The sequence below is a fragment of the Streptomyces sp. HUAS MS02 genome (genome assembly GCF_055702265.1).
Window position 1 is genome coordinate 244,444 of sequence record NZ_CM146747.1, and the last position, 26,173, is coordinate 270,616.

Annotated in this window: 20 protein-coding genes; 10 read left to right on the forward strand and 10 right to left on the reverse strand. The window is 73.7% G+C overall.

What is annotated here, in order from left to right; all coding sequences use genetic code 11:
• Positions 1–95: 95 nt before the first annotated feature.
• Genes ACZ9QC_RS01130 through hypE form a run of 8 tightly spaced genes read left to right on the forward strand, consistent with a single transcriptional unit; the run spans position 96 to position 7,437 of the window.
• Complete coding sequence (locus ACZ9QC_RS01130; RefSeq protein ID WP_472918331.1) at positions 96–1,250, forward strand: 4Fe-4S dicluster domain-containing protein; 1,155 nt, start codon at positions 96–98, stop codon at positions 1,248–1,250.
• 3 nt (positions 1,251–1,253) lie between these two features.
• Positions 1,254–1,718 carry a Crp/Fnr family transcriptional regulator gene (locus ACZ9QC_RS01135; protein WP_472918332.1) on the forward strand — a complete coding sequence of 155 codons (465 nt, stop codon included), beginning with the start codon at positions 1,254–1,256 and terminating at the stop codon, positions 1,716–1,718.
• Positions 1,715–2,521 (forward strand): FAD/NAD(P)-binding protein, encoded by an 807-nt coding sequence (locus tag ACZ9QC_RS01140; RefSeq protein WP_472918333.1) that lies wholly within the window; start codon positions 1,715–1,717, stop codon positions 2,519–2,521. Before ACZ9QC_RS01135 ends, ACZ9QC_RS01140 begins: the two co-directional genes overlap by 4 nt.
• A 1-nt stretch (position 2,522) precedes the next feature.
• Positions 2,523–3,278 carry an NADH-quinone oxidoreductase subunit B family protein gene (locus ACZ9QC_RS01145; protein ID WP_472918334.1) on the forward strand — a complete coding sequence of 252 codons (756 nt, stop codon included), beginning with the start codon at positions 2,523–2,525 and terminating at the stop codon, positions 3,276–3,278.
• Complete coding sequence (locus tag ACZ9QC_RS01150) at positions 3,275–4,606, forward strand: Ni/Fe hydrogenase subunit alpha (protein ID WP_472918335.1); 1,332 nt, start codon at positions 3,275–3,277, stop codon at positions 4,604–4,606. The genes ACZ9QC_RS01145 and ACZ9QC_RS01150 overlap by 4 nt, the downstream gene beginning before the upstream one ends.
• Before the next feature lie 11 nt (positions 4,607–4,617).
• A complete protein-coding gene (locus tag ACZ9QC_RS01155; RefSeq protein ID WP_472918336.1) occupies positions 4,618–5,244 on the forward strand; it encodes a CBS domain-containing protein in 627 nt (208 codons plus the stop codon).
• Positions 5,245–5,284: 40 nt separating this feature from the next.
• Positions 5,285–6,406, forward strand: a complete 1,122-nt coding sequence (gene hypD, locus ACZ9QC_RS01160; protein WP_472918337.1) for a hydrogenase formation protein HypD — start codon at positions 5,285–5,287, stop codon at positions 6,404–6,406.
• The gene (hypE, locus tag ACZ9QC_RS01165; RefSeq protein WP_472918338.1) at positions 6,403–7,437 is read left to right on the forward strand and encodes a hydrogenase expression/formation protein HypE; all 1,035 of its coding nucleotides are present in this window, start codon (positions 6,403–6,405) and stop codon (positions 7,435–7,437) included. Before hypD ends, hypE begins: the two co-directional genes overlap by 4 nt.
• A 61-nt stretch (positions 7,438–7,498) precedes the next feature.
• On the opposite strand, the gene ACZ9QC_RS01170 is transcribed toward hypE, so the two are convergent.
• Positions 7,499–8,164 (reverse strand): TetR/AcrR family transcriptional regulator, encoded by a 666-nt coding sequence (locus tag ACZ9QC_RS01170; RefSeq protein ID WP_472918339.1) that lies wholly within the window; start codon positions 8,162–8,164, stop codon positions 7,499–7,501.
• Between the two features lie 119 nt (positions 8,165–8,283).
• Here ACZ9QC_RS01170 and ACZ9QC_RS01175 point away from each other — a divergent pair, with 119 nt between their 5' ends.
• The gene (locus ACZ9QC_RS01175; RefSeq protein ID WP_472918340.1) at positions 8,284–9,318 is read left to right on the forward strand and encodes an NAD(P)-dependent alcohol dehydrogenase; all 1,035 of its coding nucleotides are present in this window, start codon (positions 8,284–8,286) and stop codon (positions 9,316–9,318) included.
• A gap of 64 nt (positions 9,319–9,382) precedes the next feature.
• Here ACZ9QC_RS01175 and ACZ9QC_RS01180 read toward each other — a convergent pair whose 3' ends face one another.
• Both ACZ9QC_RS01180 and ACZ9QC_RS01185 read right to left on the reverse strand, forming a co-directional pair.
• Entirely contained in the window at positions 9,383–9,973 is a 591-nt protein-coding gene (locus ACZ9QC_RS01180; RefSeq protein WP_472918341.1) for an Rv1733c family protein, read from the reverse strand.
• Positions 9,974–10,133: 160 nt separating this feature from the next.
• A complete protein-coding gene (locus ACZ9QC_RS01185) occupies positions 10,134–11,240 on the reverse strand; it encodes an Acg family FMN-binding oxidoreductase (RefSeq protein ID WP_472918342.1) in 1,107 nt (368 codons plus the stop codon).
• A gap of 204 nt (positions 11,241–11,444) precedes the next feature.
• Here ACZ9QC_RS01185 and ACZ9QC_RS01190 point away from each other — a divergent pair, with 204 nt between their 5' ends.
• A complete protein-coding gene (locus tag ACZ9QC_RS01190; RefSeq protein ID WP_472918343.1) occupies positions 11,445–13,739 on the forward strand; it encodes a heavy metal translocating P-type ATPase in 2,295 nt (764 codons plus the stop codon).
• A 123-nt stretch (positions 13,740–13,862) separates the two neighbouring features.
• On the opposite strand, the gene ACZ9QC_RS01195 is transcribed toward ACZ9QC_RS01190, so the two are convergent.
• The 7 genes from ACZ9QC_RS01195 to ACZ9QC_RS01225 all read right to left on the reverse strand — a co-directional run bounded on the left by ACZ9QC_RS01195 (position 13,863) and on the right by ACZ9QC_RS01225 (position 26,018).
• Positions 13,863–14,381, reverse strand: a complete 519-nt coding sequence (locus ACZ9QC_RS01195; protein WP_472918344.1) for a flavodoxin domain-containing protein — start codon at positions 14,379–14,381, stop codon at positions 13,863–13,865.
• 71 nt (positions 14,382–14,452) lie between these two features.
• Positions 14,453–15,184, reverse strand: coding sequence for a CBS domain-containing protein (locus ACZ9QC_RS01200; protein ID WP_472918345.1), 732 nt, complete (start codon positions 15,182–15,184; stop codon positions 14,453–14,455).
• A 13-nt stretch (positions 15,185–15,197) separates the two neighbouring features.
• A complete protein-coding gene (locus ACZ9QC_RS01205) occupies positions 15,198–17,888 on the reverse strand; it encodes a bifunctional acetate--CoA ligase family protein/GNAT family N-acetyltransferase (protein ID WP_472918346.1) in 2,691 nt (896 codons plus the stop codon).
• A gap of 197 nt (positions 17,889–18,085) precedes the next feature.
• Positions 18,086–20,329 (reverse strand): bifunctional serine/threonine-protein kinase/ABC transporter substrate-binding protein, encoded by a 2,244-nt coding sequence (locus tag ACZ9QC_RS01210; RefSeq protein ID WP_472918347.1) that lies wholly within the window; start codon positions 20,327–20,329, stop codon positions 18,086–18,088.
• A gap of 69 nt (positions 20,330–20,398) precedes the next feature.
• On the reverse strand, positions 20,399–22,543 hold the full coding sequence (locus tag ACZ9QC_RS01215) for a bifunctional serine/threonine-protein kinase/ABC transporter substrate-binding protein (RefSeq protein WP_472918348.1): 2,145 nt from the start codon (positions 22,541–22,543) through the stop codon (positions 20,399–20,401).
• Complete coding sequence (locus ACZ9QC_RS01220; protein WP_472918349.1) at positions 22,543–23,445, reverse strand: hypothetical protein; 903 nt, start codon at positions 23,443–23,445, stop codon at positions 22,543–22,545. Before ACZ9QC_RS01220 ends, ACZ9QC_RS01215 begins: the two co-directional genes overlap by 1 nt.
• Positions 23,446–23,642: 197 nt before the next feature.
• Positions 23,643–26,018 carry a glycoside hydrolase family 65 protein gene (locus ACZ9QC_RS01225; RefSeq protein WP_472918350.1) on the reverse strand — a complete coding sequence of 792 codons (2,376 nt, stop codon included), beginning with the start codon at positions 26,016–26,018 and terminating at the stop codon, positions 23,643–23,645.
• Positions 26,019–26,173 lie beyond the last annotated feature (155 nt).

The following is a 26,173-nucleotide window of genomic DNA, read 5'->3' on the forward strand; positions in this document are numbered from 1 at the left end:
GGTCCAGGGGCCTTACGGCCCCTGCCGTGGACACCGGGACCGGCCGGACGCTGGAAGTCAGGCGCAGGCAACCGCCTCGACGGAGGAGGAACGCGATGACCCGCACGGCGCCCCCGGCGGTACTGGACCGCGACGGCCTCGACGCCTTGGTCGCGGCCCTGGTGGCCGACGGCCGGACCGTCGTCGGACCGACGGTCCGTGACGGCGCGATCGTGCTCGCGGAGCTGGACTCGGCGGCCGAGCTGCCCTATGGCTGGGGAGTCGAGCTGGAGGCCGGCCGGTACCGGCTCGTCCCCCGCGAGGACGGCGCCGCGTTCGCGCACAGCGCGGGTCCGCAGTCCTGGAAGAACTTCCTCCGCCCGCCGCGGGAGAAGCTGTGGAGTGCCGACCGGACGGCCGACGGCGAGCCGGTGTTCACCGCGCACCAGCCCTCGGCACCGGCGTACGCCTTCCTCGGGGTCCGGCCCTGTGACCTGCGGGCCATCGCGATCCAGGACCGGGTCCTGACCGGGGGGCGGTACGCGGACGGCGGCTACGGCGAGCGTCGCGGACGGGCGCTGCTGATCGCGGCCGAGTGCACCGAGCCGGGCGCCACCTGCTTCTGTGTGTCGACGGGCGGCGGCCCCGCCGCCGATCCCGGGTACGACCTCGCGCTCACCGAGGTCGTGGACGACGACGGACACCGCTTCCTCGTCCGGGTCGGCAGCGACGAGGGGGCCCGGCTGCTGGACCGGGTGCCGCACCGCGAGGCCGACGCGGGCACGCGGGACACCGCCCGCGCCTCGGTGGACGCGGCGCGGGAGCGCATGGGCCGGTCCCTGCCCCCCGTCGACCTGCGGACGCTGCTGGGCGCCAGCCTGGAGGCCGAGCGCTGGGACGACGTGGCCGCCCGTTGTCTGACCTGCGGCAACTGCACGATGGTCTGCCCGACCTGCTTCTGTGTCACCACCGAGGAGGTCACCGACCTGACCGGTGACCACACCGAGCGCTGGCAGCGCTGGGACTCCTGCTTCGACCTGGACTTTTCCTACCTGCACGAGGGCCCGGTGCGCTCCTCGGGGCGCTCCCGCTACCGGCAGTGGCTCACCCACAAGCTCGGCACCTGGCACGACCAGTTCGGCACCTCCGGATGCGTGGGCTGCGGACGGTGCATCGTCTGGTGCCCGACCGGCATCGACATCACGGAGGAGGTCGCCGCGCTGGACGCGGAACTCGACCCCGACCGTCGCGAGCCCGCCCCGGAGGCATGAGCGATGAGCGTCTCCCCCATGCTGCGCCTGACCCACGCGCTGCCTCCCGAGCATCGCGACCGGCTGCTGCGCGTCGCCCGCGAGGTCGATCTACCGCCGGGCCTGCGGCTTTTCGAGGAGGGCGCACGCGCCGACCGCTTCTGGGTCGTGCGCAGCGGCCGCGTCGCCCTCGATCTGCACGTACCCGGTCGTCACGCGCCGGTGATCGAGACCCTGGGCACCGGCGACCTGGTGGGCTGGTCCTGGCTGTACGAGCCGTACATCTGGCAGCTCGGCGCCGAGACCGTCACCCGGGTGGCGGCGCACGAGTTCGACGCCGTCGCCGTGCGCCGGATGTGCGAGGAGGACGCCGAGTTCGGCCGGGCCGTCGGTCACTGGGTGGGCCGGGTCGTCTCGCAACGGCTCAACGCGGCCCGCGCCCGTCTGGTGGACCTGTACGGCTACGCGCCTGGCGGGGGTGCGCGATGACCGCCGTGCCCGTCCCGCATCTCGTGGTCGACCGGCGGCGGGAGACCCCGGAGACGGTCACGCTGCGGCTGGAACCGGTGGGCGAGACGCTGGCGGACTTCGCGCCGGGACAGTTCGCGATGGTGCACTGCTTCGGCCGGGGCGAGATCCCCCTGTCGGTCAGCTCCGTTCAGGGCACGGGCGGCCTCGCGCACACCGTCCGGGGGGTGGGCGCCGTCTCGGACGGGCTGTGCGCGGCCCGGGCGGGTGACGTACTGGGCGTGCGCGGGCCGTACGGCACCGGCTGGGAGGTAGGGCGGGCGCGCGGCCGGGACGTCCTGGTGGTGGCGGGTGGCATCGGCCTGGCTCCGTTGCGCCCGCTGATCCTGAGCGTGCTCGCCGAGCCCGGGGCCTACGGCCGGCTCAGCGTGCTCGTCGGGGCCCGTACACCGGGCGACCTGATCGGCCGGGAGGAGGTCGACGGCTGGCCGACGGCGTACACCGGGGTGACCGTCGACCGGCCCGACCCCGGCTGGCGGGGAGATGTCGGCGTGGTCACCCAGCTCCTGGGCCGGGCACCGTTCGAGCCCGACCGCACCTGGGCCTTCGTCTGCGGCCCCGAGCCGATGATCCGCGCCACCGCCCGGGACCTCGCTCACCGCGGGGTACCCGCGGAACAGATCCGAGTGTCCTTGGAGCGGAACATGCGGTGCGCGACGGGAACGTGCGGGCACTGCCAGCTCGGTCCGCTGCTGGTGTGCCGGGACGGTCCGGTCGTCGGCTGGGACCGGGCCGAACCCCTGTTGTCCGTGAGGGAGTTGTGAGATGACCGTGCCGAGGCTCGCCGTGTTCAAACTCGCCTCCTGCGACGGCTGCCAGCTGACCCTGCTGGACTGCGAGGACGAACTCCTCGCGCTGGCGGGGCAGGTGGACGTCGCCCACTTCCTGGAGGCCTCCAGCGCGGTGGGGGACGGACCGTACGACCTGGCTCTCGTCGAGGGTTCGGTCACCACCGCCGAGGACGCGGAGCGGATCCGGGAGATCCGGGCCGCCTCGCGTCGACTGGTCACCATCGGGGCCTGCGCCACCGCCGGCGGCATCCAGGCGCTGCGCAACTACGCGGACGTCGACGAGTACCGGCGGGTCGTCTACGCGCATCCGGAGTACGTCTCCACCCTGGCCACGTCCACACCCGTGTCGGCCCACGTGGACGTCGACTTCGAACTGCGCGGCTGCCCGATCGACAAGCGGCAGCTCATCGAGGTGATCACCGCGTTCCTCGCCGGTCGCCGGCCGGACGTGCCCGACCACAGTGTGTGCTTCGAGTGCAAGCGGCGCGGCACGGTCTGCGTGATCGTCGCCCACGGCACGCCCTGCCTCGGACCGGTCACCCACGCCGGCTGCGGGGCCCTGTGTCCGGCGTACGGGCGCGGCTGCTACGGCTGCTTCGGGCCCTCGGGCACGGTGAACCTGCCCGCGCTGATCCCCGTGCTGCGCCGGGACGGCCTCGACGAGGACGCCACCGACCGCATGCTGCACACCTTCAACGCCCCTGCTTTCGAAGAGGAGTTGACGAAGTGACCCATCGCGGCTCCCGAGTGCTGCACGTCGGTTCGCTCGCCCGGGTGGAGGGCGAGGGCGCGCTGCGGCTGAGCGTCCACGACGGTACGGTGCGCGAGGCCCGGCTCGACATCTACGAACCGCCCCGCTTCTTCGAGGCGTTCCTGCGTGGCCGGGCGTACACCGAGCCGCCCGACATCACCGCCCGGGTGTGCGGAATCTGTCCGGTGGCCTACCAGATGAGCGCGTGCGCGGCCGTCGAGGACGCCTGCGGCGTCACCGTCGACCCGCGGATCCGTGACCTGCGCAGGCTGCTGTACTGCGGCGAGTGGATCGAGAGCCACACCCTGCACGTCTACCTGCTGCACGCGCCGGACTTCCTGGGCCGGGCGAGCGCGATCGAGCTGGCGCGCACGCACCGGGCCGAGGTCGAGCGGGGGCTGAGGCTGAAGAAGGCGGGCAACTCCCTGATGGAGCTGCTGGGCGGACGGGCCGTCCATCCCGTCAACGTGCGGCTCGGGGGCTTCCATCGCACTCCGACCCGTGCCGAACTGCGGCCGCTGGCACAGGAGTTGCGGAGAGCTCTCGACGACGCGCTGGAGACCGTGCGCTGGGTGGCCGGATTCGAGTTTCCCGAGGCCCGGGTCGATGCCGACCTGTTCGCGCTGGCCTCTCCCGACACGTACGCCATCGAGGGCGGCACCCCGACCGTGCTGCGCTCCGACGGCACCCTCCGGTCCTTCCCGGTGCGGGACTTCACCGACCACGTCACCGAGACCCAGGTGCCGCACTCCACGGCTCTGCACGCCCGACTGGACGGGCGACGCCATCTCACCGGTGCCCTCGCCAGGTACGCGGTGGGCGGGCGTCTGCTGTCACCGCCGGCGCTGGAGGCCGCCCGTGCGGCGGGGCTCGGCGATCCGCGCGAGGGCGTGGTGTGCCGCAACCCCTTCCGGTCGATCCTGGTGCGGGCCGTGGAGGTCGTGTACGCCGTCGACGAGGCGCTGCGGATCATCGACGCGTACGAGCCGCCGCCCCGCCCGTACACCGAGGTGCCGCCGACCGCCGGGGTCGGCCACGGAGCCACCGAGGCCCCGCGCGGACTGCTCTACCACCGCTACGCGCTCGACGCGGACGGCATCCTCACCGACGCCCGGCTCGTGCCGCCGACCGCGCAGAACCAGGGCGCCATCGAGGACGATCTGCTGCGCCTCGCCCAGGACGCGATCACCGACGGCGACCCGGACGACGCGGAGCTGACGGCCCTGTGCGAACGGGCGATCCGCAACCACGACCCGTGCATCTCGTGCTCCACCCACTTCCTCGACCTGACCGTCGTCCGCACCTGAAGGAGGCCCCGATGCCTGACTCGCCGTACACCGTGAGCGATGTGATGACGCACACCGTCGTCGCCGTGGGACGTGACGCGCCCTTCAAGGAGATCGTCCAGCTGTTCGACCAGTGGAAGGTCAGCGCCCTGCCCGTACTGGAGGGCGAGGGCCGGGTCGTCGGCGTGGTCTCGGAGGCCGACCTGCTGCACAAGGAGGAGTTCCGGGACGCCGACGACACCCGGGGCGAGCTCGCGGACCGCCTCAAGGCGGGTGCGGTGACCGCCGGTGAACTGATGAACGCCCCCGCCGTCTCCGTCCACGCCGACGCCACCCTGGCCGAGGCCGCCCGCATCATGGCGCGCCGCAAGGTCAAGCGGCTCCCGGTCGTCGACCGGGTCGGCATGCTCCAGGGCGTGGTCAGCCGCGGGGACCTGCTCAAGGTGTTCCTCCGCCCCGACGAGGAGATGGCCGAGGAGATACGCGATTCCGTCCTCACCTCGCTCCCGTCCACGGAGGCGATCACGGTCACCGTCACGGAGGGCGTGGTGACGCTGGGCGGTTCGCTGCCCGAACGCGCACTCGTGCCCGTCCTGGCCCGTGCCGTGCGGGCGGTCGAGGGTGTCGTCGACATCCGTCTCGACCTCTCGCACCGCTGATCGCCCCCGGGCCGGGCCCGACGACTCGCCCGAGGTCTCCATGAAGTACCTGGACGAATACCGCGACCCCGTGCTCGCCCGGCAACTGCTGGACGAGCTGGCGGGCACCGCCACGCGTCCGTGGCGGATCATGGAGGTGTGCGGGGGCCAGACCCACACACTGGTGCGCCAGGGCATCGACGAACTGCTGCCCGCCGGGATGCGGATGATCCATGGTCCCGGCTGCCCGGTCTGTGTGACCCCGCTGGAGGTCCTGGACCGGGCCATGGCCGTCGCGGCCCGCCCCGAGGTGATCCTCACGAGCTTCGGTGACATGCTGCGCGTGCCCGGCACGCACACGGACCTGCTGTCGCTGCGGGCCCGGGGCGCCGACGTACGTGTCGTGTACGCCCCCATGGACGCCGTACGCCTGGCCGCCGAACACCCCGACCGAGAGGTCGTCTTCCTCGCGGTCGGGTTCGAGACGACCGCGCCCGCCAACGCCACCGCCGTGCTGCACGCGGCCCGGCTGGGCCTCACGAACTTCTCCGTGCTCGTCAGTCACGTTCTCGTGCCGCCGGCGATCACCGCGCTGCTGGAGGATCCCGACTGCGAGGTGGAGGCGTTCCTCGCGGCCGGGCACGTGTGCGCGGTGATGGGCTGGCGCGACTACGAACCGATCGCCGAGACGTACCGGGTGCCGATCGTGGTCACCGGCTTCGAACCGCTGGACCTGCTGGAGGGCATCCTGATGGCGGTGCGGCAGCTGGAGGCCGGGCGGCACGTGGTGGAGAACCAGTACGCGCGGGCGGTGCGGCGCTCGGGCAACACCCGGGCGCAGGACGCGGTGCGGGCCGTCTTCCGGGTCACCGACCGGGCCTGGCGCGGCATCGGCACACTTCCCGCCAGCGGGCTCGAACTCACCGACGCCTACCGGAGTTTCGACGCGGCCCGCCGCTTCGCCGTGGACGGACTGCGGTCCGTGGAGGATCCCGAGTGCATCGCGGGCGCCGTGCTCACCGGAGCGCGGCTGCCCACCGACTGCCCCGCCTACGGCACCCGTTGCACGCCCCGCCACCCCCTCGGCGCCCCCATGGTCTCGTCCGAGGGCACCTGCGCCGCCTTCCACGGCGCGGGACGCGCGAGGACGACTTCCCCACCGACGACAAGGAGCCCGGGATGACCATCGAGTGCCCCACCCCGACGCACGAGGACGAGGTCGTGCTGCTGGGCCACGGCGCCGGCGGACGGCTCACCGCCGAGCTGCTCGACCGGCTCGTCCTGCCGTCCCTCGACGGCGCGCCGGGCCCTCTGGAGGACGCGGCGCTGCTGCCCGGCTACCGGGAGCTGGTGATCAGCACCGACAGCTTCGTGGTGAGCCCGTTGTTCTTCCCCGGCGGGGACATCGGTTCCCTCGCCGTGCACGGCACGATCAACGACCTCGCCATGCGGGGCGCCTGGCCGATCGCCCTGTCCGTCTCCCTGATCATCGAGGAGGGGCTGCCGCTGGCGGAACTCCACGCGGTCGTCGCCTCCTTGGGGAAGGCCGCTCGGTCCGCCGGGGTCCCCGTGGTCACCGGCGACACCAAGGTCGTGGGGCGCGGGGCCGCCGATCGGCTCTTCGTCAACACCACCGGCGTCGGGCAGCGGCACGGTGCGTTGCACCCGTCCGCGGCCCTCGCCCGACCCGGGGACGCGGTGCTGCTGTCCGGGCCGATCGGACTGCACGGCACGACCGTCCTCAGCACCCGGGAGGGGCTCGGCTTCGAGAGCGACATCGCCTCGGACAGCCGTCCGCTGCACCGCCTCGTGGAGGCGCTCGCACACGTGGCCCCGGACGTTCATGCCCTGCGCGACCCGACCCGGGGCGGGCTGGCCGCCGCGCTCAACGAGATCGCCCGGGACTCCCGGGTCGCCGTCGAGATCGACGAGAGCGCGGTCCCGGTGCCCGAGGCCGTCGCGTCCGCCTGCGACCTGCTCGGCCTGGATCCGCTGACCGTCGCCAACGAGGGCTGTCTGGTGGCCTTCGTCTCGGCGCCGGTGGCCGAGACGGCCCTGGCCGCGATGCGGTCCCTGCCGGAGGGCGCGCGGGCGGTGCGGATCGGTGAGGTGGCGGCGCGAGGACCGGCCGGACGGGTGACCCTGCGGACGAGGGTGGGCGCGCGGCGGATCATGGACATGCCGCTGGGCGAGCAACTGCCGCGTATCTGCTGAGAGTTCGAGCGACGTTCCCGGATCCGGCCTGGAGCCGCACGGCGCGCACGTCCGCGGTTCGTCAGCCTGTCGCCCGGTCGAGGCCGTCGAGGATGAGGTCCAGTCCGTAGAGGAACTCGTCACCGTAGGAGTACCCGGGGCGCATGACGTGAGCGGTCGCGATCTCGGTCAGGTAAGGGTACTCACCGTCACCGAAGCCACCCATGATGGATTCCGCCAGTTCGGCGGTCTGCTCGGGGGACTCGAAGGGCAGGCTCTTCTCCTGCAGGGCGAACCCATAGATGTAGCTGTCCAGGACCGAGATGGCGTGGGCGGTCAGGGTGAGGGTCAACCCGCCCTGGCGGAGGCAGCCGAGAACGGCGTCGTGGTGACGCAGAGTGGCCGGCCCCGGAGTGGACCGGGACTCCATCAGCCCGATGGCCCAGCGGTGCCTGGACAGCGCGAGGCGCATGGAGATCGCCCGCTGCCGCATCGCCTGTCGCCAGTCGTCGCCGGGCCGGGGCAGCTCCACCTCGCCGAAGACCAGGTCGACCATGCCGTCGAGCAGGTCGTCCTTGTTGGCCACGTGGTTGTAGAGGGACATCGCCTCGACCCCGACGGCCTCGCCGAGCTTGCGCATGCTGAGCGTCTCCACGCCGCCGGCGTCGGCGAGTTCCACGGCGGCACGCAGGACGCGCTGCCGGGTGAGCGGCTCACGGTCGGTCTGTGGGGTCGAGCGTCGGGGCACGGTGGGCGTCGCTTCCTCTCGCGGTCTCTCTTCGGCATTGACGAGCTTACGGTGTAAGTGTTTACTTACGGCGTAAGTAAACACTTACACCGTAAGTTCATGGAGAGGGAACAGGGACGATGACGACAAGGAAGAGGAGCCGACCGACCGCGACCGACGAGAGCGCGACCATGGCGGCGGTCGTGCAGGAGCGGTACGGCACCCGGCCGGAAGCAGTGCTCCGCATGGCGCGGACGGCCCGGCCCGAGATCGCGCCCGGCGAGGTACTGGTACGGGTCCGCGCATCCAGCGTCGACCGGGGCACCTGGCACATGATGGCCGGACTGCCGTACGCGGTCCGCCCCGTGAGCGGGCTGCGCGGGCCGAGGCTCGCCAATCCCGGCCGCAACCTCGCCGGTGTCGTCGAGGCGGTCGGGCCCGCCGTCACCGGTTTCGCACCCGGCGACGAGGTCTACGGCACGGCACCCGCCGCATTCGCCGAGTACGCCGCGGCCCGCCCCGACAGGATCGCTCCCAAGCCGACGGCTCTCACCTTCGAGGAGGCGGCGACGGTACCCGTCAGTGGGCTCACCGCACTCCAGGCGGTCCGCGACAAGGGCAGGGTCCAGCGGGGTCAGCAGGTACTGATCACGGGAGCGGCCGGCGGCGTGGGCACCTTCGCCGTCCAGCTCGCCCACCATCTCGGAGCCCGGGTCACGGCGGTCGCGAGCACCCCCAAGCTCGACGCCGTACGGTCGTTGGGCGCCGATCGTGTGATCGACTACACGCGCGAGGACTTCCTCGCCGACGGGCGCCGTTACGACACCATCATCGACATCGCGGGCAATCGCGGTCTGGCGGATCTGCGCCGCGCCCTCACACCCCGCGGCAGGCTGGTCATCACCGGCGGCGAGACGAGCGGTCGCTGGCTCGGCGGCACCGACCGGCAACTCCGTGCGCAGCTGCTGTCCCCGTTCATCCGCCGGCAGCTGGGCACCTTCATCGCGTCCGAGCACGCCGACGGGCTGCGCGACCTGACCGCGCTCATCGACGGGGGAGCGCTCAGCCCCGTCGTGGACCGCGTCCACCCGCTCGCCGACACCGCCGCGGCCGTCCGCCACCTCCTCGACGGCCGGGTCACCGGCAAACTGGCGCTCGCCCTGCCCTCCGCATGACGCCCGCCCGGCCACGGCGGACACACGGTCGGACCGTCGGACCCCGCTCCAGGCAGGCTCCGCGTCAGCTCGTCCGCTGCCCCCACTGCGGGCCGAACCGCGCCCACTCCGTGTCCCACTGCGCCATCCGCCGCCGTTCGGCGCGACCGTGGACGACCCAGCCGAGGCAGGAGACGGTCACGGCGGTGCCCACGGCGGTGGCCGTGCCCAGGGCGACGCCCTGGACCGCCGCGTCGTCCCTGTCGAGAGGCGCGGGTACGACGTTGCCGTGGCGGTCCAGCCACACCCGGACCGTGGCGCCGCCGTCCGTGCCGGGCTCGACCCGGGCCGACCCCGTCCGGGGTGTGCCGTCGGCCGCCGTCCAGCGCACCTTGGCCCACACCTGGCCGCCGGTACCGGCGGTCGCGGAGACGGTGGCGGGAGCGTCCTCGGTGAGGACCGCGGAGACAGCGTGCCGCTCGGCCCTCCGCTCGTTCAGGTTCCGCTCCACGCCGTGCGCGGTCGCCGCGCCGACGAAGGCGCCCAGGGCGACGGCGAGCACGCTGACCGCCAGCAGCAGCCAGCCCTCCACGATGTCGCTCCGGCGCCGGAGCGGGTTCGCCCGCCAGCGCCACAGCCACAGTCTCCGCGTCGTGCGGTGACGACTGCGAGCCATCGTTCGACACCCCCTCGCACCTTCTCGTGGTCGTGAGGACCCGCCGGACACGGCGGCCTCCTTGAGGGAAAATCTCCCAGCGCGATGCCCGGGCGGGCAGGGGCCGACCGGGTCCCTCCCCGGGACCTTCCGGGCCGCACCGGGCCCGGAAGGTCCCGGGTCAACGCTCCGCCACCGTCATGTCCACGACCGAAGCTCCACCCGGGCGGGCTCCCCGGGCACGGTCTGCGACGACACGCGTCCCCGCCGGACGGCTCCCGTGGAGCACGGCCGCGGTCGGCCGACGAGGTGACGTGCGTACGCACGCCGAGTGCCCGAGGCGCAGGACCAGCTGCGGGTGACGGTCCCCGGTGAGTCTCGCCCGCAACTCGGCGCGTCGGTCCGGTAGTTCGAGCGGCTGGGTGTGGAAGGCCGCCATGACCCCGTGGACCGCCGCGTACAGCAGCACCCGCTGGAGCGCCTGTCCCGCCCGCAGCCAGTCCAGGCGCGTGTCCTGGGGGGTCGACAGCACGACCACGGTGCCCGTCCGCGGGGTCCACCGCCGGGACCGGCCTTCGCACACGGTGGCCAGGCCCGCGTAGTCACGACCGGCGAGCAGCAGGCGGTCGGGGTCGAGGCGGTACGCCTGGGGCACCCGCTCCCGCCACGACCGCCGTGCGTGTCCGGACCAGCCGGACACCTCGGAGACATGGCCGGGGTCGGCACGGTGCACGGACTCCGCCGCCCGTACCGACCTCGCGAGCATCCGCAGCTTCTCCGGGTTGTCGACCGTGTGCAGCACAGCGCCCTCGGCGCGTGCGTGGGCACGCAGCTCCTCGACCAGGGACCACGGCACGGGCTCGGGCCCGAAGGGCCCACGGTGTGTGTGCCGGTACGTCATCGCGCGCTCCATCAGCCTCACCTCGCGGGACTCGGGGAGGTGGGCACCCCAGGCGACACGGGCCAGGAAGGCCGCCTGCGCCGGATCCGGGAGCAGCGTCACGATCGGCCGGAAGCCGAGGTGCCGTACGGCGACCCGCGCGTTGAACAGCGCGGCTCCACAGCTGATCACCATCTCCCGGCCCGCCGGGTCGGTCAGGGGCAGCCGTCGCGCGGCGTCGGCGTGCACCTCGAAGCCCTGGTCCCCGCCCTCGTCGACGAAGAGCCAGGGCTGGGTGTTGTGGATCGACGGCGCCCAGGTGGCGGCACGGGCCAGATGGAAGGCCGCGTGACCGAGGAGCTCGGGAGCGGGGGACGAGGGAGCAGCGATCTCGTACGACACGGACATGGTGTTCCGCCCTTCGTGAACCATCCGCCTCCAGCGTCCGGGACCGGTGGGGCCCGGCGGGAGGGGCCGTCCGTCCCTCTGCCTGGACTGTGCGGCCCCGGGCCGGACCGCCGCTTGTGCGGGACGCTGGGATCGGAGCCCTGCGCCGACCGAAGGCCCGTCCAGCGAGCGGAGCCGCGCCGGACGGGGCGAGGAGGCCGGCTGATGCGTGCGCGACTGGCACGGTACGGAACGGACGCGCTGCTGTTGGCGGTGACCACGGCGGCGCTCGTCGCCGGCGGGATCGCCTGGCTGGCGGACGCGCCCGAGGTGGCGGATCTGTGCTGGGCGGCAGGCACCGTGGCAGCGGTGGCGCCCTCGGTGATCTGGATCCTGCGCGCCCTGCACCAGGGACACGCGGGCGTCGACGTGATCGCCGTCCTGGCCCTGGGCGGCACACTCGCCGTGCGCGAGTACCTGGCCGGGGCCCTGATCGCGGTGATGCTCGCGACCGGCCGGGCGCTCGAGGCGGCGGCGCGGCAGCGGGCCTCCCGCGATCTGAGCGCGCTGGTGCGGCACGCCCCGCGATCGGCGCGCCGCCGCGTCGGGGACGAGGTGCGCACGGTCGCACTGGCCGAGGTCGCGGTGGACGATCTGCTGGTGGTCGGCCCCGGAGAGGTCGTCCCTGTGAACGGGCGGGTCGTCGACCGCGTCGCCGTCCTGGACGAGTCGGTGCTCACCGGTGAGTCCCTTCCTGTCGAGCACGGCCGGGGAGAACTGGTGCGCAGCGGGGCCGTCAACGCGGGTACCGCCTTCGAACTGCGGGCCACCGCCACCGCGGAGGACAGCGCGTACGCCGAGATCGTCCGGCTCGCCCGGCAGGCCGGTGCCGAGACCGCCCCCGTGGTGCGGCTGGCCGACCGGTACGCCGCCTGGTTCGTGCCGCTGAGCCTGGTCGTGGCGGGTCTGGCCTGGCTGCTCGGGGGGTCGGCCACGTCCGCGGTCGCGGTGCTGGTGGTCGCCACACCCTGTCCGTTGCTGCTCGCCGCGCCGGTGGCGATCGTCTCGGGGCTCTCGCGGGCGGCCCGCCGGGGTGTCGTCGTCCGTGACGGCGGCGCCCTGGAGAGCCTGGGCCGGGCCCGCACCCTGGTTCTGGACAAGACGGGCACGCTCACAGCGGGGCGTCCCCGTGTGGTGGACGTCGCCGCGGCCCCGGGCACCGATCCGGCGGAGGTGCTGCGCCGGGCCGCCTCCCTCGACCGGTTCTCCCCGCACGTCCTGGCCCAGGCCCTCGTGGACGAGGCGCATCGGCGCGGGCTGGAACTGTCCATGCCTGCGGACGTCCACGAGGAGCCGGGGCGCGGTGCCACCGGCTCCGTGGACGGTCACACGCTCTTCGTGGGCCGGATGCCCGTCGGGCCGGAGACCGCCGCATGGGTCCGTGCGGTCGACAACCGGTCCGTGCTCGACGGGGCGACCGTGGTCTGGGTGACGGTGGACGGGGAGGTGGCCGGTGCCGTCCTGCTGCGTGATCCCCTGCGCCGGGACGCTCCGAGGACGCTGCGGCGGCTGCGGGCGGCCGGCATCCGGCGGCTGACGATGCTCACCGGCGACCGCTCGGAACCCGCCCACGAGGTCGCCACCGTCCTCGGGCTCGACGACGTGCGGACCGGGCAGTCCCCCGCCGACAAGGTCGCCGCGGTCCGTGCCGAACGCGCCCACGCCGTCACCGTGATGGTCGGCGACGGCGTCAACGACGCTCCGGCGCTGGCCGCCGCCGACGTCGGGGTCGCCATGGGGGCGCGCGGTTCCAGCGCGTCCTCCGAGGCGGCCGACATCGTGCTCACCACGGATCGGGTGGACCGGCTCGCCGACGCCATGGGCATCGCCGTACGCGCCCGCCGCATCGCCGTGCAGAGCGCGCTGGGCGGCATGGTCATGTCGCTGGCCGCGATGGTGGCGGCGGCCTTCGGGTTGCTGCCTCCGGCCGCCGGAGCCCTCCTCCAGGAGGGCATCGACGTCGCCGTCATCCTCAACGCGCTGCGCGCGCTGCTCCCGGGCCGTGAGGACACCCAGGTACTCACGCCCACCGCGGAGGAGCTGGTGCACCGGTTCGCGGCCGAACACGACGACCTCCGGGAGGTGGTCGAGGCTGTCCGGGCGGCGGCGGACCGGCTGTCGCAGGCCCCGCAGGGGCAGGCGCGGGAATCCGTCGAGCAGGTGCACCGGCTGCTGACCGAGCGGCTGCTGCCGCACGAGCACGCCGAGGAGCACCAGCTCTATCCCGCGCTCGCCGACTCGTTGGGAGGCCCGGAGGCCACGGCCACGATGAGCAGGGCTCACGCCGAGATCGACCGTCTCGCCGACCGCATCGCCACGCACCTCACCCTCACCGACGCGGACGGCGGGCTCCGCCCGGAGAACCTCGACGACCTGCGGGCCTGCCTGTACGGGCTGTACGGCGTCCTGCGGTTGCACTTCGACCAGGAGGAGGAGAACTACTTCTCGCTGGCGCCGTGAGGTACCTGGCCGTGAGGGACCGGCCCGGAGCAGCCGCGGAAGAAGGAAGAAGCGGGACACACGGTACGGCGGGAGGCCCGCCGTACCGTGTGTCCCGCTTCACCGCCCGCTACCCCTTCCAGGTCAGCGACTCCTCTCCCCCTGGGGCACCCCCAGCAGCTCCTTCGCGATCCGGCCCGCCCACGCCTCGATCGCGGGAAAGTCCCGGAAGTCGCCCCCCTTGCCGGACTCGACGATCTTGTGGGCAATGAAGCCCTTCGCGCCCTTCTCCAGACAGCCGCCGAAGGTGATGTGCTCCCTGGCGTCGAACCGGATCATGGCCCTGCGGACGCCGGGCACGGGCGGGATGTCCCGCTCGGAGGCGGAGGCGTCGAGGGGCCCGCTGCTGAACAGCCACAGCGGGCGGTCGGGCAGTTCGCGGCGGTGCCGGCGCAGGAAGCGACGGGCGTTCTTCTGCCAGCGGCCGGCGTAGACCCCGCCGCCGACCACGACGGCGTCGTACGGCAGCAGGGTGACGACCGATTCGGCGGGCCGGGCCTCGGCCGTCAGCCCCTCCTTGTTGAGGGTCTCGGCGATGGTCTCGGCGATCCGTGCGGTGGATCCGTTGGTCGTCCCGTAGGCGACCAGGACTTTGGCGTTCATGACGTTGAGCCTCCCTCTCAGGGCCCTGCGCGGCGGCCCGCCCTCGCGGACCGCGCGTCACGGCCTGCCGTTCACAGCCTGCGCAGCCAGGGGTCCGCGACGCCGTGCAGTGCCTGTTCGGCGGGGTCGATGTGTGCGTCGTCCAGCCGCCAGGTGAGTTTGTCGACGACGCCGACCACCCCGTCGACCTGGCGGGTCATCGAGACGGCGATCTCCGTCTCGCTCTTGCGTTCCATCTGGCCCGAGAGGGTGACGACGCCCTGGTCCACGGTCACGTCGACGCTGTGCGGGGCCAGCCACAGGGTGCGCACCACCACCTCCCGGGTCACGGTGGAGCGGATCTCCTCGTCGGGCCGCAGGAAGACCTGGAGCAGGTCGCGCCGGGTGACGATGCCGACGAGGCGCTCCTCCTCGTCCACGACGGGCAGCCGCTCCACGCGGTGCTGGGCCATGGTCCGGGCCGCCTCGACGACGGTGTCCTCCGCGTGCACGGTGATCGGCGGCTCGGTCATCAGCCGGCCCGCGGTGCGGGCCTCGGCCTTGGCGGCCTGCCGTCGTGCCCTGCGGGTCAGCGCGCCGAAGGGGTGGCGCCTGCGCGGCTCGTAGGGGTCGGGAGCCTCGGCCTGCCTGGCCATCAGATCGGTCTCGGAGATGACCCCGATGACCTTCTCGTCGTCGTCGATCACCGGAAGTCCGCTGATCCGGTGGTCGGCGAGCAGTCGGGCGACCTCCTTGAACGGGGTGTCGTACTCGGCACGGACGACGTCGGTCGTCATCACGGAGCCGACCTTGTCATGCTTCATGGCTCTTCCCTCCTCAGCGAAGGCGCCGCAGATAGGGGTCCTGGGGCCTGCGGGGCAGCAGGCGCACGCGCGCGTCGAGCACGGAGACTCCGGCCGGCGTCGCGAGAACGGGGTTGAAGTCGGCCTCGGCGAGCTGCGGCAGGTCGGCCGCCATCCGGGACAGCCCCAGCAGCAGCCGCTCCAGGCGTTCGAGGTCGACCGGTCCGCTGCCGCGCGCGCCGAACAGCAGCGGGGCGCAGCGCGGTGCGGTGATCAGGTCGTGGACGTCGTGGTCGGTGAGCGGGGCGAGCCGGGCGGCGTGGTCGCCGAGCACCTCGGTGGCGGTGCCGCCGAGTCCGAACAGCACGAGCGGGCCGAAGACCTCGTCCTGGACGACGCCCGCGAAGAGTTCGGTGCCGCGTGGGGCGAGCGGCTGGACGATCACGCCGGCCAGCAGGTCCCCGAAGCGGGTCTCGAAGTCGCGGAAGGCGGCGCGGACCTGCGAGTCGCCCTGGAGGTCGAGGTGGACCGCGTGCTGTTCGCTCTTGTGCACGAGACCCGGCCAGTGGGCCTTCATGACCACGCGGCCGTCGGGCCCGCGCAGCCGGTCGGCGGCGAGGACGGCGGCGTCCTCGGTCTCGGCCCAGGCCCAGGGGATCTGCGGGATGCCGTAGCAGGACAGCAGGTCGGCGCAGGTCCGCGGGTCGAGCCAGCCGCCGTCCGGGTGGACGGACAGGAACGTGTCGGCGATGTCGTGGGCGCGGCTCGTGTCGATGCCGTCCAGGTGCGGCACGGTTCCGGCGGGGCGGGCCAGCCAGGCGGCGCGGCGGGCGGCGTGGGTCAGGGCCCGTGCCGCGGCCTGGGGTTCGGCGTAGGACGGGACGGTGCCACCGCCGGTGGCGGGCAACAGCCTGACCGGCAGGTCCTGTTCGAGTCGGACCGCGACGACCGGTTTCGGCCTGGGGCCGGGGGCGTCGGTGAGGGCCCTGACGAGGTCGTCGCCGGTCGCCTCGGCGACGGCCGTGGGGACGAGGGCCAGCAGCACGGCGTCGATCCCGCCGTGCCGCAGCACCCGTTCCACGGCGTCCTTCAGCTGTTCCTCCGTGACGGCGGCCGTGGCGTCCACGGGGTTGCCGACGCAGGCGCCACCGGGCAGCACGGCGAGCAGGTCGTCGGCGAGTTCGGGGGTGAACGCCGGGAGGAGCAGTCCGGCCTCCACACAGGCGTCGGCGGCCAGGACGCCCGCGCCTCCCGCGTTGGTGAGGACGGCGACGCGGAATCCCTTCGGCAGGGGCTGGGAGTGCAGGAGGGCGGCGGTTTCGAGGAGTTCGCCGACCGAGCCGGTGGCGGTGACACCGGCCTGGGTGAACAGGGCCCGGCGGGTCATGGTCGGGGTGGCGGCGGCGGCCGTGTGCGAGGCGGCGGCCCGCCGCCCGGCCTCGGTGCGACCCGCGTCGACGGTGAGCACCGCGCGCCGGGTCACCCGGCGCGCGGTGCGCGAGAACGCCCTGGGGTTGCCGAAGGACTCCAGGTGGAGCAGGGCGAGGTCGGTGCGGCCGTCGCTCTCCCACCACTGGAGCATGTCGTTGCCGCTGACGTCGTACTTGTCGCCGAGCGAGGCGAAGGACGACACGCCGATGCCCAGCCGGGAGAGCCCGTCGAGCAGGGCGATGCCCACCCCGCCGGACTGCACGGCGACACCGGCGGTGCCGGGGCTCGGATGGCCGGCGGCGAAGGTCGCGTCGAGGCGGACGGCGGGGTCGGTGTGGGAGATGCCCAGGCAGTTGGGGCCGACGAGGCGCATGCCGTGTGTGCGGCAGGCCTCCCGCAGAGCGCGCGCCTGGTCACGGTCCAGGCCCGCCGTGACCACCAGCAGGGCACGTACGCCGGCCTTGCCGCATTCCTCGGCCGTGGCGGGGACCGCGGCGGCGGGTACGGCGACGACCGCGAGGTCGGGGGTCTGGGGCAGTGCGGCGACGGACGGGTGGCAGGGCACGCCGAGGAGGGACGCGGCGGCGGGGTTCACCGCGAACAGCCGTCCGGTGAATGCGCCGGTGCGCAGGTGGTGCAGGACGGCGCGTCCGACGGAACCCGGCTTGCGGCCCGCGCCGATCACGGCGACGGTGCGGGGTCGCAGCAGCGGTTCCAGGCTGGCGACGTCGGCGGCCCGGCCGCGGGCCTCGACGGCCGTGAGGTAGGTGTCGTCCTCGGTCAGGGTGATGGTGCAGCGCACCTCGGGGCCGTCGAACCTGCGGGACATGCCCAGTCCGAGGTCGGAGAAGAGCCGGAGCACCTCGCTGTTCTCGCTGAGCGCGTCGGCGGTGAAGGTGGTGATCCCCTCCGCGCGGGCGGCCGAGACGAGGTGTTCGATCAGCAGGGTGCCGACGCCCCGGTGGTGCAGTCCGTCGGCCACCGCGATGGAGATCTCGGCCGTGCCGGCGTCCTCGCCGGTCTCGTACTCGGCGAGGCCGATCACCTGGCCGGCGCGCTCCGCCAGGAGCGCCCGGTACCCCTGACGCGGTGGGGCACAGGCCCGGTCCGCCGCCAGCTTGGCCGAACGCCGGCTCGCCGCGAAGAACCGCAGCCGCAGATTCTCCGAGGACATCTCCTCGTAGAGTCCTTGGAGCTGATCGTGATCGCCTCGCTCCACGGCCCGGATGCGAACGGTCGTTCCGTCCGCGAGCAGGGCGTGGACAGGGGGGCGGCTGAGCAGGTCGTCCGTCATGGCAGGTCTCCTCCGGGCCGGTGACACTTCGAGCATCCAGCGGATCGGAAGGTGATCCCATGGGCTGTCCGGGGGCGGGCAGGGGGCCGGTCGGCCCTAACCGGACGCCTCCGGAGGCCCCGGGCCGGCACCGCGACCGCACGGCAGCGGACCGAGCCGGTCGGTACGGCGGCACCGCCGGACGGGGCCGGCGCGGGTCACCCCACCTGGTCGTACCGGCCGAGGAGGCGGAACTTCGCGTCCTCGACCTGGTACAGGAAGCTCGTGTTCTCGGGTTCCAGGCTGTGGGTGAGGTCCTGGGTGAAGCGGATGGGTTTGGCCACGCCCTCGTAGCTGAGTGTGAAGATGCGTTCGGCGACCTGCCCGGGGGTGATGCCGACGCCGCCGCCGAGGGCTTCCAGGGCCGCGGTGACCAGCCCCACCGCGTCGTGGGCTTCCGCGGCCCAACGGGCGGGAGGCAGGCCGTAGCGGGCGCGGTGCGCCGCGGTGAACGCTTTGGCGGCCTCGGTGTCCGACGACTGCGGTCGGCTGTAGGGCGCCTCGATCACCCAGCCCTCGGCCGCCTCGCCCGCGGTCTTCGTGAAGGCCGGGCGCATGACGGGTTCGTAGGTCACGCGGGGGCCGGTGAAACCCGCCGAGGCGAGGGCGCGGGCGCAGGCCGCGGCCCGGGTCGGAGAGGTGCCCGCGTAGACGACGGCCTCGGGGTGCGTGGCCAGCGCGGCGGCGACGGCCGGGCCGAAGTCCTCCGTACCGGAAGCGACAGGATGAACCGTGGCGCTGCCCTCGCTGGGCGGAGACTCCCGCAGGTTGCGAGCGGTCTCGGCCATCCCGGGCGCGGCCCGGTCATGGACCACGGCGGTGCGCTCGACCCCGCGTACCCGGGTCAGGTAGGAGAGCACGGGCAGGTTCCGGAAGCTGGACGGGACCACGGTCGCGCAGCGGGTGCGGGTCCCGGTCGAGGACGGCCCCACAGCGCTGGAGTCGGCCGAGACGAGCAGGACCGGCGTGTACGCCTTCCCGTACAGGGGGACCGCCACGCGGGCGGCGGCGACGGTGGTGGGGCCGATCACCGCGCACAGCGACCGCTCCGCGAGGAGCGTACGGGCCCCTTCCTTCGCCCGCCCGGCCTCGCCCCGGTCGTCGTACGAGCTCAGGGCGAGCCGGAAGCGGGTGTCCTCACGGGCGTTGTGAGCGGCCACGGCGAGCCGGGCGCCGCGCTCCTGCGCCAGTCCCGCCTCCTTGTGGTCACCCGTCAGAGCTGCCTGGAAGCCGATGACATGGACGGGCAGGTCCTGCGCCGAGCCGCCCCGCGTGGCGCCCTGACGGCCCGTCAGTAGCAGCGCGGTGCCGGACGCGGCGAGCACCGCGCCGACCGATCCGCCGATGGCGAGGAGCCGGCGCCGGGAGGGCGCGCGGCCCTCTTCCACGAGCGTGGGCTCCAGCTGGGCCACGGGTCCGCTCTGCCGGGGCGGCGGGTCCAGCGCGCGGGTGGAGCGGTCGGCGACCATGCGGAGCACGGCGGAGGGGAGCCAGTCGGCCGGGGCGCCGGAGGCGGGGGTGAACTCGTCTGCGGGGGCTGCCTGTTGTCGGAGGGCGTCCTGTCGGACGGGCCCGGTCGCCGTCGTCGGAGGGTTGTCACGCAGGGAGCGGGCGAGTTCGGCCGCCGTGGGCCGGTACGCGGGGTCCTTGGCCAGGCAGCCGGTGATCGCCGTGCGCAGAGGGAGCGGCAGCCGGTCGAGGCCGGGCACGTCGGGTTCCTCGTGCACGGTGCGGTACAGGACGGCGGCCGGGTCGCCCAGGCCGAAGGGCCGCTGCCCGGTGAGCGCGTACGCCAGCACACAGCCCAGGGCGAACAGATCGCTCGCCGGGGCCGCCTCGCCGCCGGTCCGGGCCTGCTCGGGGGACAGATAGCCGGGGGTGCCGACGATCACGTCGGGGTCGGTCAGCGCCGTGCCGCCCGGCGACCGGGCGATACCGAAGTCGATCAGGCGGGGGCCGTCGAGGGCGAGCAGGACGTTGCCGGGCTTGACGTCCCGGTGCACCAGGCCCGCGGCGTGCACCTCGGCCAGCGCCTCCGCGAGCCGGGCGCCCAGCACGGTGACGGCGGTCGGCGGCAGCGGGCCGTGGCCGTCCACGGCCTCGGCGAGGGAGGGCCCCGGCACGAAAGCGGTGGCGAGCCAGGGCTCGCGGGCCTCGGCGTCGGCGTCGGTGACGTTCACCAGCCAGCGGCAGGCGAACGCCCTGGCCAGCCGTGCCTCGCGCCGGAACCGTTCCCGGAAGGCACGGTCGGCGGCGTACTCGGCGCGGATGACCTTCACGGCGACCAGGGCCCCGTCGGCGGTCCGGGCCAGGTAGACCACGCCCATGCCGCCCGCGCCGAGCCGGGCGAGCAGCCGGTGCCCGCCCAGTTCGCCGGGGTCGTGCGCGCGCAGCGCCCGCATCAGTCCTGGTCCTCCGGTCCCACGAACCTCCTGGGCGCCGCCCGGCGCCTCCGCTTCCAGCGCATCGGCTCAGCTTCCGGTGACGTCCATGGCGCCCACGTAGGCGAACCGCCCGTCCTGGACGCGGTACCGGTGGAGCACCTGCCGCTTCATCCGCTTCCGGTCGTCGAAGGCGTAGGTCGCGGCCACGCCGGTGAACCGGGCCGCGGTGAGGGCCCGGGTGACCCGGTCGTGGGTGGGCCGCTTCCCGCCCTTCGGGGCGAGGGCGGTGAGCCGGTCGGCGAGCAGGCGCGTCACGTCGTACGCCTCGGCCGCCCACGGGCCCGGCGCACCGCCGTAACGCTTGCGGTGGGCGGTGGCGAAGGCGCTGACGGGCGCGGAGTCGGGTCCGATGTACGACGTCAGCACCTGCCAGCCCTCGGCCGCCCGGCCGGCCCCGGAGAGGAAGGCGGCGGTGGCGGAGGCGGCGTCGAGGTAGCGGGGCCCGGTGAAGTTCCGCTCCGCGAGGGTGCGCGCGACGGCGGCGGCGCGATCGGGGGTGCCCAGGTAGTAGAAGCCGTCGACCCCGCGGCCGAGCATGTCGACGGTGACGGGTGCCAGGTCGCCGGTGCGCGCGAGGGCGGGCACCACGCGCAGATACAGGTCGAGTCGGCCCTGTGCCTGAAAGCCGACGACGAGCATGGACTCCATCCCGGCCAGCCTGCCCGCCCTGTCGCCCAGCAGGCCCAGCCTGCCCACACCGTCCGCGCCGAGTGCGGCGACGGTGGCGAGGGCACCGTACGCGGACAGCGTCGCGGCCTGGAAGTACGAGCGGGGGGTGTCGCCGGCGATGGCCGATTCCGCGGCGCTGGTCGAGAGTTCCGACACCGTCACCAGCGGCATCCCCGCGCCGTCGTAGACCTCCAGCGCGGCCTGTGCCGAGGAGTAGCCGGTGGGGCCGAGCACCGCGAGGACATCGGCGGAGCCGGTCAGCCGCCGCGCCGCCCGGACCGCGCGGGCCGGCTCCCCCTGATCGTCCTCGGTCCTCAGGGCGAGCGTGAACGGTCTGCCCTCGCGGGCGTTGAACCGCTCCACCGCCAGCCGCGCACCCCGCTCCTGCGCCCGTCCGGTCTCCCGCAGCGGGCCTGTCAGATCCGCGTGGAGGCCGATGACCCAGGGGCCGCTCGCGGCGGCAGCCCCCGAGGTGTCCTCGTCGTCGCGCAGCGCCGCCCACAGCGCGGCACCTCCACCCGCCAGCAGCAGCGCCGCGCCACCGCCGAGGGCGAGGATCCCGCGACGGCTGCGGCCGAGCGGCTCCCGCGACACCTCGGTGGGCTCGATGCCCGGCAGCGCGAGCATCTGCGCCGACCGGTCGGCGATCATCCGCACCACCGGGTCGGGCAGCCAGTCGACGGTGCCGACCGGGGCGTCCTCCACCAGTTCCGCGTCCACCTCCGAGGCTGTGGGCCGCTGCTCCGGCTCCTTCGCCAGACAGCGGACGAGCAGCGCCCGCAGGGCGGCGTCCGCCACGCCGTCCAGTTCGGGCTCGTCGTGGACCGTGCGGTACAGCAACCCGTCCACGGCTCCGGTGCCGAACGGCGGGCGCCCGGTGGCCGCGTACGCGAGCACGCACCCCAGCGAGAAGACGTCGCTCGCCGCGCCCACCTGCCGCGCCCGCGCCTGCTCGGGAGAGAGGAACCCGGGGGTGCCGACCACCATGCCGTCCGAGGTGAGCTCGGTCTCGTCGGCCGCCGTCGGGCGGGCGATGCCGAAGTCGATCAGGCGGGGGCCGTCGAGGGCGAGCAGGACGTTGCCCGGTTTGACGTCCCGGTGCACCAGACGTGCCTCGTGCACGGCGGCCAGGGCGGTCGCCAGCACCTTGCCCAGCACCCGTACCGCACGGTCCGGCAGGGGACCGCAGGCCGCGACCGCCTCGGCCAGGGAGGGGCCGGGCACGAACGCGGTGGCCAACCAGGGCGCGGCCGCCTCCGTGTCGGCGCCCACCACCCGTACCACCCAGGGGCTGTCGACCTGCCCTGCGGAGGACGCCTCGCGGCGGAAACGGGCCCGGAAATCGGCCTGTTCGGCGTACTCGGGCTGGATCACCTTCACCGCGGCCAGGTCGCCGGTCCCGGTGCGGGCCAGGTAGACCACGCCCATTCCGCCGGCTCCCAGACGACCCAGCAGGCGGTTGCCGCCGAGGCGGGAGGGGTCGGTGGGAAGCAGCCGCTCCATCACTCGCCGCCCTTCCCGTCCTCGGCGCCAGGACTGCCGGAAGGGGCGGCCGGGTCCGGTGAGGACGAACCGGACCCGACGGGACTTCCGATCGCGTCCTGCACCCGCAGCAGCATCCTCACCGCCACGTCCACCCCGTCGATCGCGCCCTCGCGGACCCCGCACACGGACGTGGAGACCACGACCGACCCGAAGACGGACTGCGTCCAGTCGTAGTCGTACGGGCCGCCCCTCGTGTCGCTGACGCACGTGCCCGTCTCCGTCAGCGAGTCGTCGCTGGTCATGTTGGCGTTCTCACCCCACGCGGCGGCGATGGAGGAGAGACCGGTCAGGCGCTCGCCGGGCCGTAGCGTCTGCTCGCGGCAGGCGACGGCCTCCTCCAGCATCCCGGCCTGCTCCCAGGCCGCGTCCAGCGCCGTCCGGTGCACCGTGACGGTGGTCGACAGCCACGCCGGCGCCTCGGTGCCCTTCACGGGTACCTCGAAGTGGCGGGTGAGGGTGGCCAGTACGTCCTTGGGCAGCCGCTGTCGCTGCCATGCGCAGTCCTCACCCAGCACGGCCCAGGTGTTCGGGTCGCTCTCGTACGGCGTCGCCGGTACCGCTCCCGCCCCCAGATACTCCGGATCGACGATCACCTTCCGGACCAGCGCCCGCGCCTCGGCCGCGGTGCGCGGCTGCTTCGCCGGGTCCGCCTGTTCGGTCGGCGAGACGGCGGGGAGGACGTCGGCGTCGGTGACCGAGCCTGTGCCCTCGTCCGCGGGCTTCCCGCTCCCGGTGGCGTCCGGGCCGGACTCCGCCTTGGTCCCGTCGCCCGGACCGCTGCCGCCGTCCGTGCAGCCTGCCAGCAGCATCGCGCACATCAGCATGCTTCCGCAGACCAGCCGCGTTCTCGCATACGTCACGAACCCTCCCCTCGCCGTGTCCTCGCTTCAGGAATTCCGCGCCTCGCCGACGCGCGCACCACGGGCCGTCACCACCGGTACCGACGCCACGCCAGTATCCGGCGGTTTCCACCAACACCCTTTTCTCTCAAGATAGTTGAGAGCACGCGGATCCATCAGGACCATGCGGTGACCGCTCGGGCACCCGCCAGGCGTCCTCAGTTCGGAAGGACGAGCGTGCGGGACTCCCCCGGCGCGACGGAGACCGTGCGGTCGCCGAGGGCCACGGTGATGGGGTCGCGGTCGGAGTCGGGCACGGTGATGTGCAGCTGTCCGGACCGCAGCCGCAGGTGCACACCCCAGTGGCCCCGGTAGCGGATGGAGAACCCGTACTCGGAGAGCTCCGGGATCGGCACGGGGGCGAGCCTCAGCGTGTCGCCGCGCGTCTCCAGGCCGGTCAGCCCGCGCTGCACGAGATCGAGGGTGCCCGCCATGGCTCCGAGATGGATGCCCTCACCGGTGGTGCCGCCCTGCAGGTCGGCGATGTCGCCGGCGAGCGCTTCCTGGACGAAGGTCCATGCCTCCGAGCGGCGGGCCCTGGCGAGTACCCAGCCGTGCACGAGCGCGCTGAGCGTGGAGCCGTGGGACGTACGGGCCAGGTAGTAGTCCACCGTGCGCCGCCAGGTCTCGTCGTCCAGCCGGTACCCGAGCCGGTCGAAGAGCGCGCGCAGTTCGGCGGGTGAGAAGAGATGGCCGAGCATCAGCGCGTCGGCCTGCTTGGACGCCTTGTACCGGTTGACGGTGTCGCCCTCGGCCTCCAGGATCCGGTCCAGTCGGCGGATGTCGCCGTACTTCGCCGTGTACGCCGCCCAGTCGAGTTCGGCCAGCTCGCCGTACCCCTCGAACTGGCTGATCACACCGGCGTGGAACGGTACGTGGAGGGAGCGGGAGACGTCCTCCCACAGTTCGAGTTCGCCGCCGTCGAAGCCGGTGCGGTCGGCGAGCTCGCGGCGGCGCGGCCACGGGAGCGTCTCCAGCAGCTCGCAGGCGCGGGCGAGGACCCAGGCAGCGGTGACATTGGTGTACGTGTTGTCGTCGAGTCCCGGCCGGTCGGACCCGGGGTAGGCCTCGTGGTACTCGTCGGGCCCGACGACACCGCGGACGCGGTAGCGGCCGAGGCCCTCGTCCCAGGTGGCCGCGTTCGCCCAGAAACGGGCGATCTGGAGCAGCATCTCGGCGCCCTTGGTGTGCAGGAACTCGGTGTCGCCGCTGGCTTCGTAGTACCGCCACACGTTGTAGGCGATGGCCGATCCCACATGGTGCTGGAGGTGCGAGTGGTCGGGAAGCCAGCGCCCCGAACGCGGGTTGAGGTGCAGTCGCTGGGTCTCCTCACGGCCGTCGCTCGCGCTCTGCCAGGGGTACATGGCCCCGGTCCGCCCGATGTCCCCGGCCGCGGTCAGGGCCCGGGCCAGGCGGCGGTGACGGTAGGTCAGCAGGGCCCGGGAGACCTCGGGGAAGTGCAGGTTCAGATAGGGCAGGACGAACAGTTCGTCCCAGAAGACGTGTCCGCGGTAGGCCTCGCCGTGCAGTCCGCGCGCGGGGACGCCGACGTCGAGGTCGGCGGTGTGCGGGGAGAGCGTCTGCAGGACGTGGAACAGATGCAGCCGGAGGATGTGGCCCGCCTTCCCGGGCACCTCCAGATCGGCGCGCCGCCACAGCAGGTCCCACGCGGTGAGGTGGGACTCCAGCAGCTCGTCGAAGCCGGGGGCGTGGCCGACCCGGTCGACGGCCGCCTGGAGCGGGTCGTCGATCGCCGGGTCGCGGGAGGTGAACAGGGAGACGGTCTTGTCCACGGTGACGGTGCGGCCGGGCGTCAGGGCGAGGCGGAACCGCTGGACGGCCCGCCGTCCCGCGTGCCGGGCCTCGGACGGCTCCCCGCTCGCGCTGACGGTCCGTGCCGCCATGCCGATACGGATGTCGGAGGCGCTGGTGCGGCAGCGCAGCCACACCGTGTCGGCGTCCGCCGAGTCGGAGTGGACGTGCACGAGGTGCCTGGTCTCCAGGTCCCGGTAGCGCGCCACTCCGGTGTTGCGCACCCGGCCGTCCAGGGCGGCCTCCACCTCCAGTTCCCCCGAGAAGTCCTCGGCGGTGAACTCCGTGCGCAGGGCGGCGAGATGGGGATCCCCCATGTGCACCAGCCGCAGCTGCCGTACGCGCAGCCGGCGGCCGGCGCCGTCCTCGTACGTGGAGCGGCGCTCCAGGAGGCCGGTCCCCGGGTCCAGGCCCAGACTGTGGTCGAGCAGCCGGTGGCGGTCCGGGCTCAGCCACTCCCCGCCGGTGAGCCGGAAGCGCAGCGGCAGCCAGTTGGGCAGGTTGACCATGTCCTCGTTCTCGACGCGGTGGCCCGCCACCTCGGAGGTGAGCCGGTCGTAGCAGCCGGCCGCGTAGGTGCCCGGGTAGTGCACGGAGTCGGCGCCGCACTCGGGCAGTGCGCCGCGGGTGGCGAAGTAGCCGTTGCCGAGGGTGCACAGCGCCTCGCGCAGGCCCTCCTGCCCCGGGTCGTAGCCCTGGTACTCCCAGATCCAGTCACGCATCCGGTCCTCCGGCACGTCGGGCTCCGCGCGGCCCGCTGCGCGGCGGGGCCGCGCGGAGCCCGTGGGCGTCCCATCGTTCTGTCGAGCCTAGGCCCGCCGCCCCCGGTTCGACGCGGGCACGGCGGCAGACGGGGGATCGTGCTTCCTCGTGCTTC

What these genes read in the sequence shown, in the direction of transcription:
- ACZ9QC_RS01130 (WP_472918331.1), top strand. Translation starts at nt 96, where the DNA reads ATGACCCGCACGGCGCCCCCGGCGGTACTGGACCGCGACGGCCTCGAC.
- ACZ9QC_RS01135 (WP_472918332.1), top strand. Translation starts at nt 1,254, where the DNA reads ATGAGCGTCTCCCCCATGCTGCGCCTGACCCACGCGCTGCCTCCCGAG.
- ACZ9QC_RS01140 (WP_472918333.1), top strand. Translation starts at nt 1,715, where the DNA reads ATGACCGCCGTGCCCGTCCCGCATCTCGTGGTCGACCGGCGGCGGGAG.
- ACZ9QC_RS01145 (WP_472918334.1), top strand. Translation starts at nt 2,523, where the DNA reads ATGACCGTGCCGAGGCTCGCCGTGTTCAAACTCGCCTCCTGCGACGGC.
- ACZ9QC_RS01155 (WP_472918336.1), top strand. Translation starts at nt 4,618, where the DNA reads ATGCCTGACTCGCCGTACACCGTGAGCGATGTGATGACGCACACCGTC.
- hypD (WP_472918337.1), top strand. Translation starts at nt 5,285, where the DNA reads ATGAAGTACCTGGACGAATACCGCGACCCCGTGCTCGCCCGGCAACTG.
- hypE (WP_472918338.1), top strand. Translation starts at nt 6,403, where the DNA reads ATGACCATCGAGTGCCCCACCCCGACGCACGAGGACGAGGTCGTGCTG.
- ACZ9QC_RS01175 (WP_472918340.1), top strand. Translation starts at nt 8,284, where the DNA reads ATGACGACAAGGAAGAGGAGCCGACCGACCGCGACCGACGAGAGCGCG.
- ACZ9QC_RS01180 (WP_472918341.1), bottom strand. Translation starts at nt 9,973, where the DNA reads ATGGCTCGCAGTCGTCACCGCACGACGCGGAGACTGTGGCTGTGGCGC.
- ACZ9QC_RS01185 (WP_472918342.1), bottom strand. Translation starts at nt 11,240, where the DNA reads ATGTCCGTGTCGTACGAGATCGCTGCTCCCTCGTCCCCCGCTCCCGAG.
- ACZ9QC_RS01190 (WP_472918343.1), top strand. Translation starts at nt 11,445, where the DNA reads ATGCGTGCGCGACTGGCACGGTACGGAACGGACGCGCTGCTGTTGGCG.
- ACZ9QC_RS01195 (WP_472918344.1), bottom strand. Translation starts at nt 14,381, where the DNA reads ATGAACGCCAAAGTCCTGGTCGCCTACGGGACGACCAACGGATCCACC.
- ACZ9QC_RS01200 (WP_472918345.1), bottom strand. Translation starts at nt 15,184, where the DNA reads ATGAAGCATGACAAGGTCGGCTCCGTGATGACGACCGACGTCGTCCGT.
- ACZ9QC_RS01205 (WP_472918346.1), bottom strand. Translation starts at nt 17,888, where the DNA reads ATGACGGACGACCTGCTCAGCCGCCCCCCTGTCCACGCCCTGCTCGCG.
- ACZ9QC_RS01210 (WP_472918347.1), bottom strand. Translation starts at nt 20,329, where the DNA reads ATGCGGGCGCTGCGCGCGCACGACCCCGGCGAACTGGGCGGGCACCGG.
- ACZ9QC_RS01215 (WP_472918348.1), bottom strand. Translation starts at nt 22,543, where the DNA reads ATGGAGCGGCTGCTTCCCACCGACCCCTCCCGCCTCGGCGGCAACCGC.
- ACZ9QC_RS01225 (WP_472918350.1), bottom strand. Translation starts at nt 26,018, where the DNA reads ATGCGTGACTGGATCTGGGAGTACCAGGGCTACGACCCGGGGCAGGAG.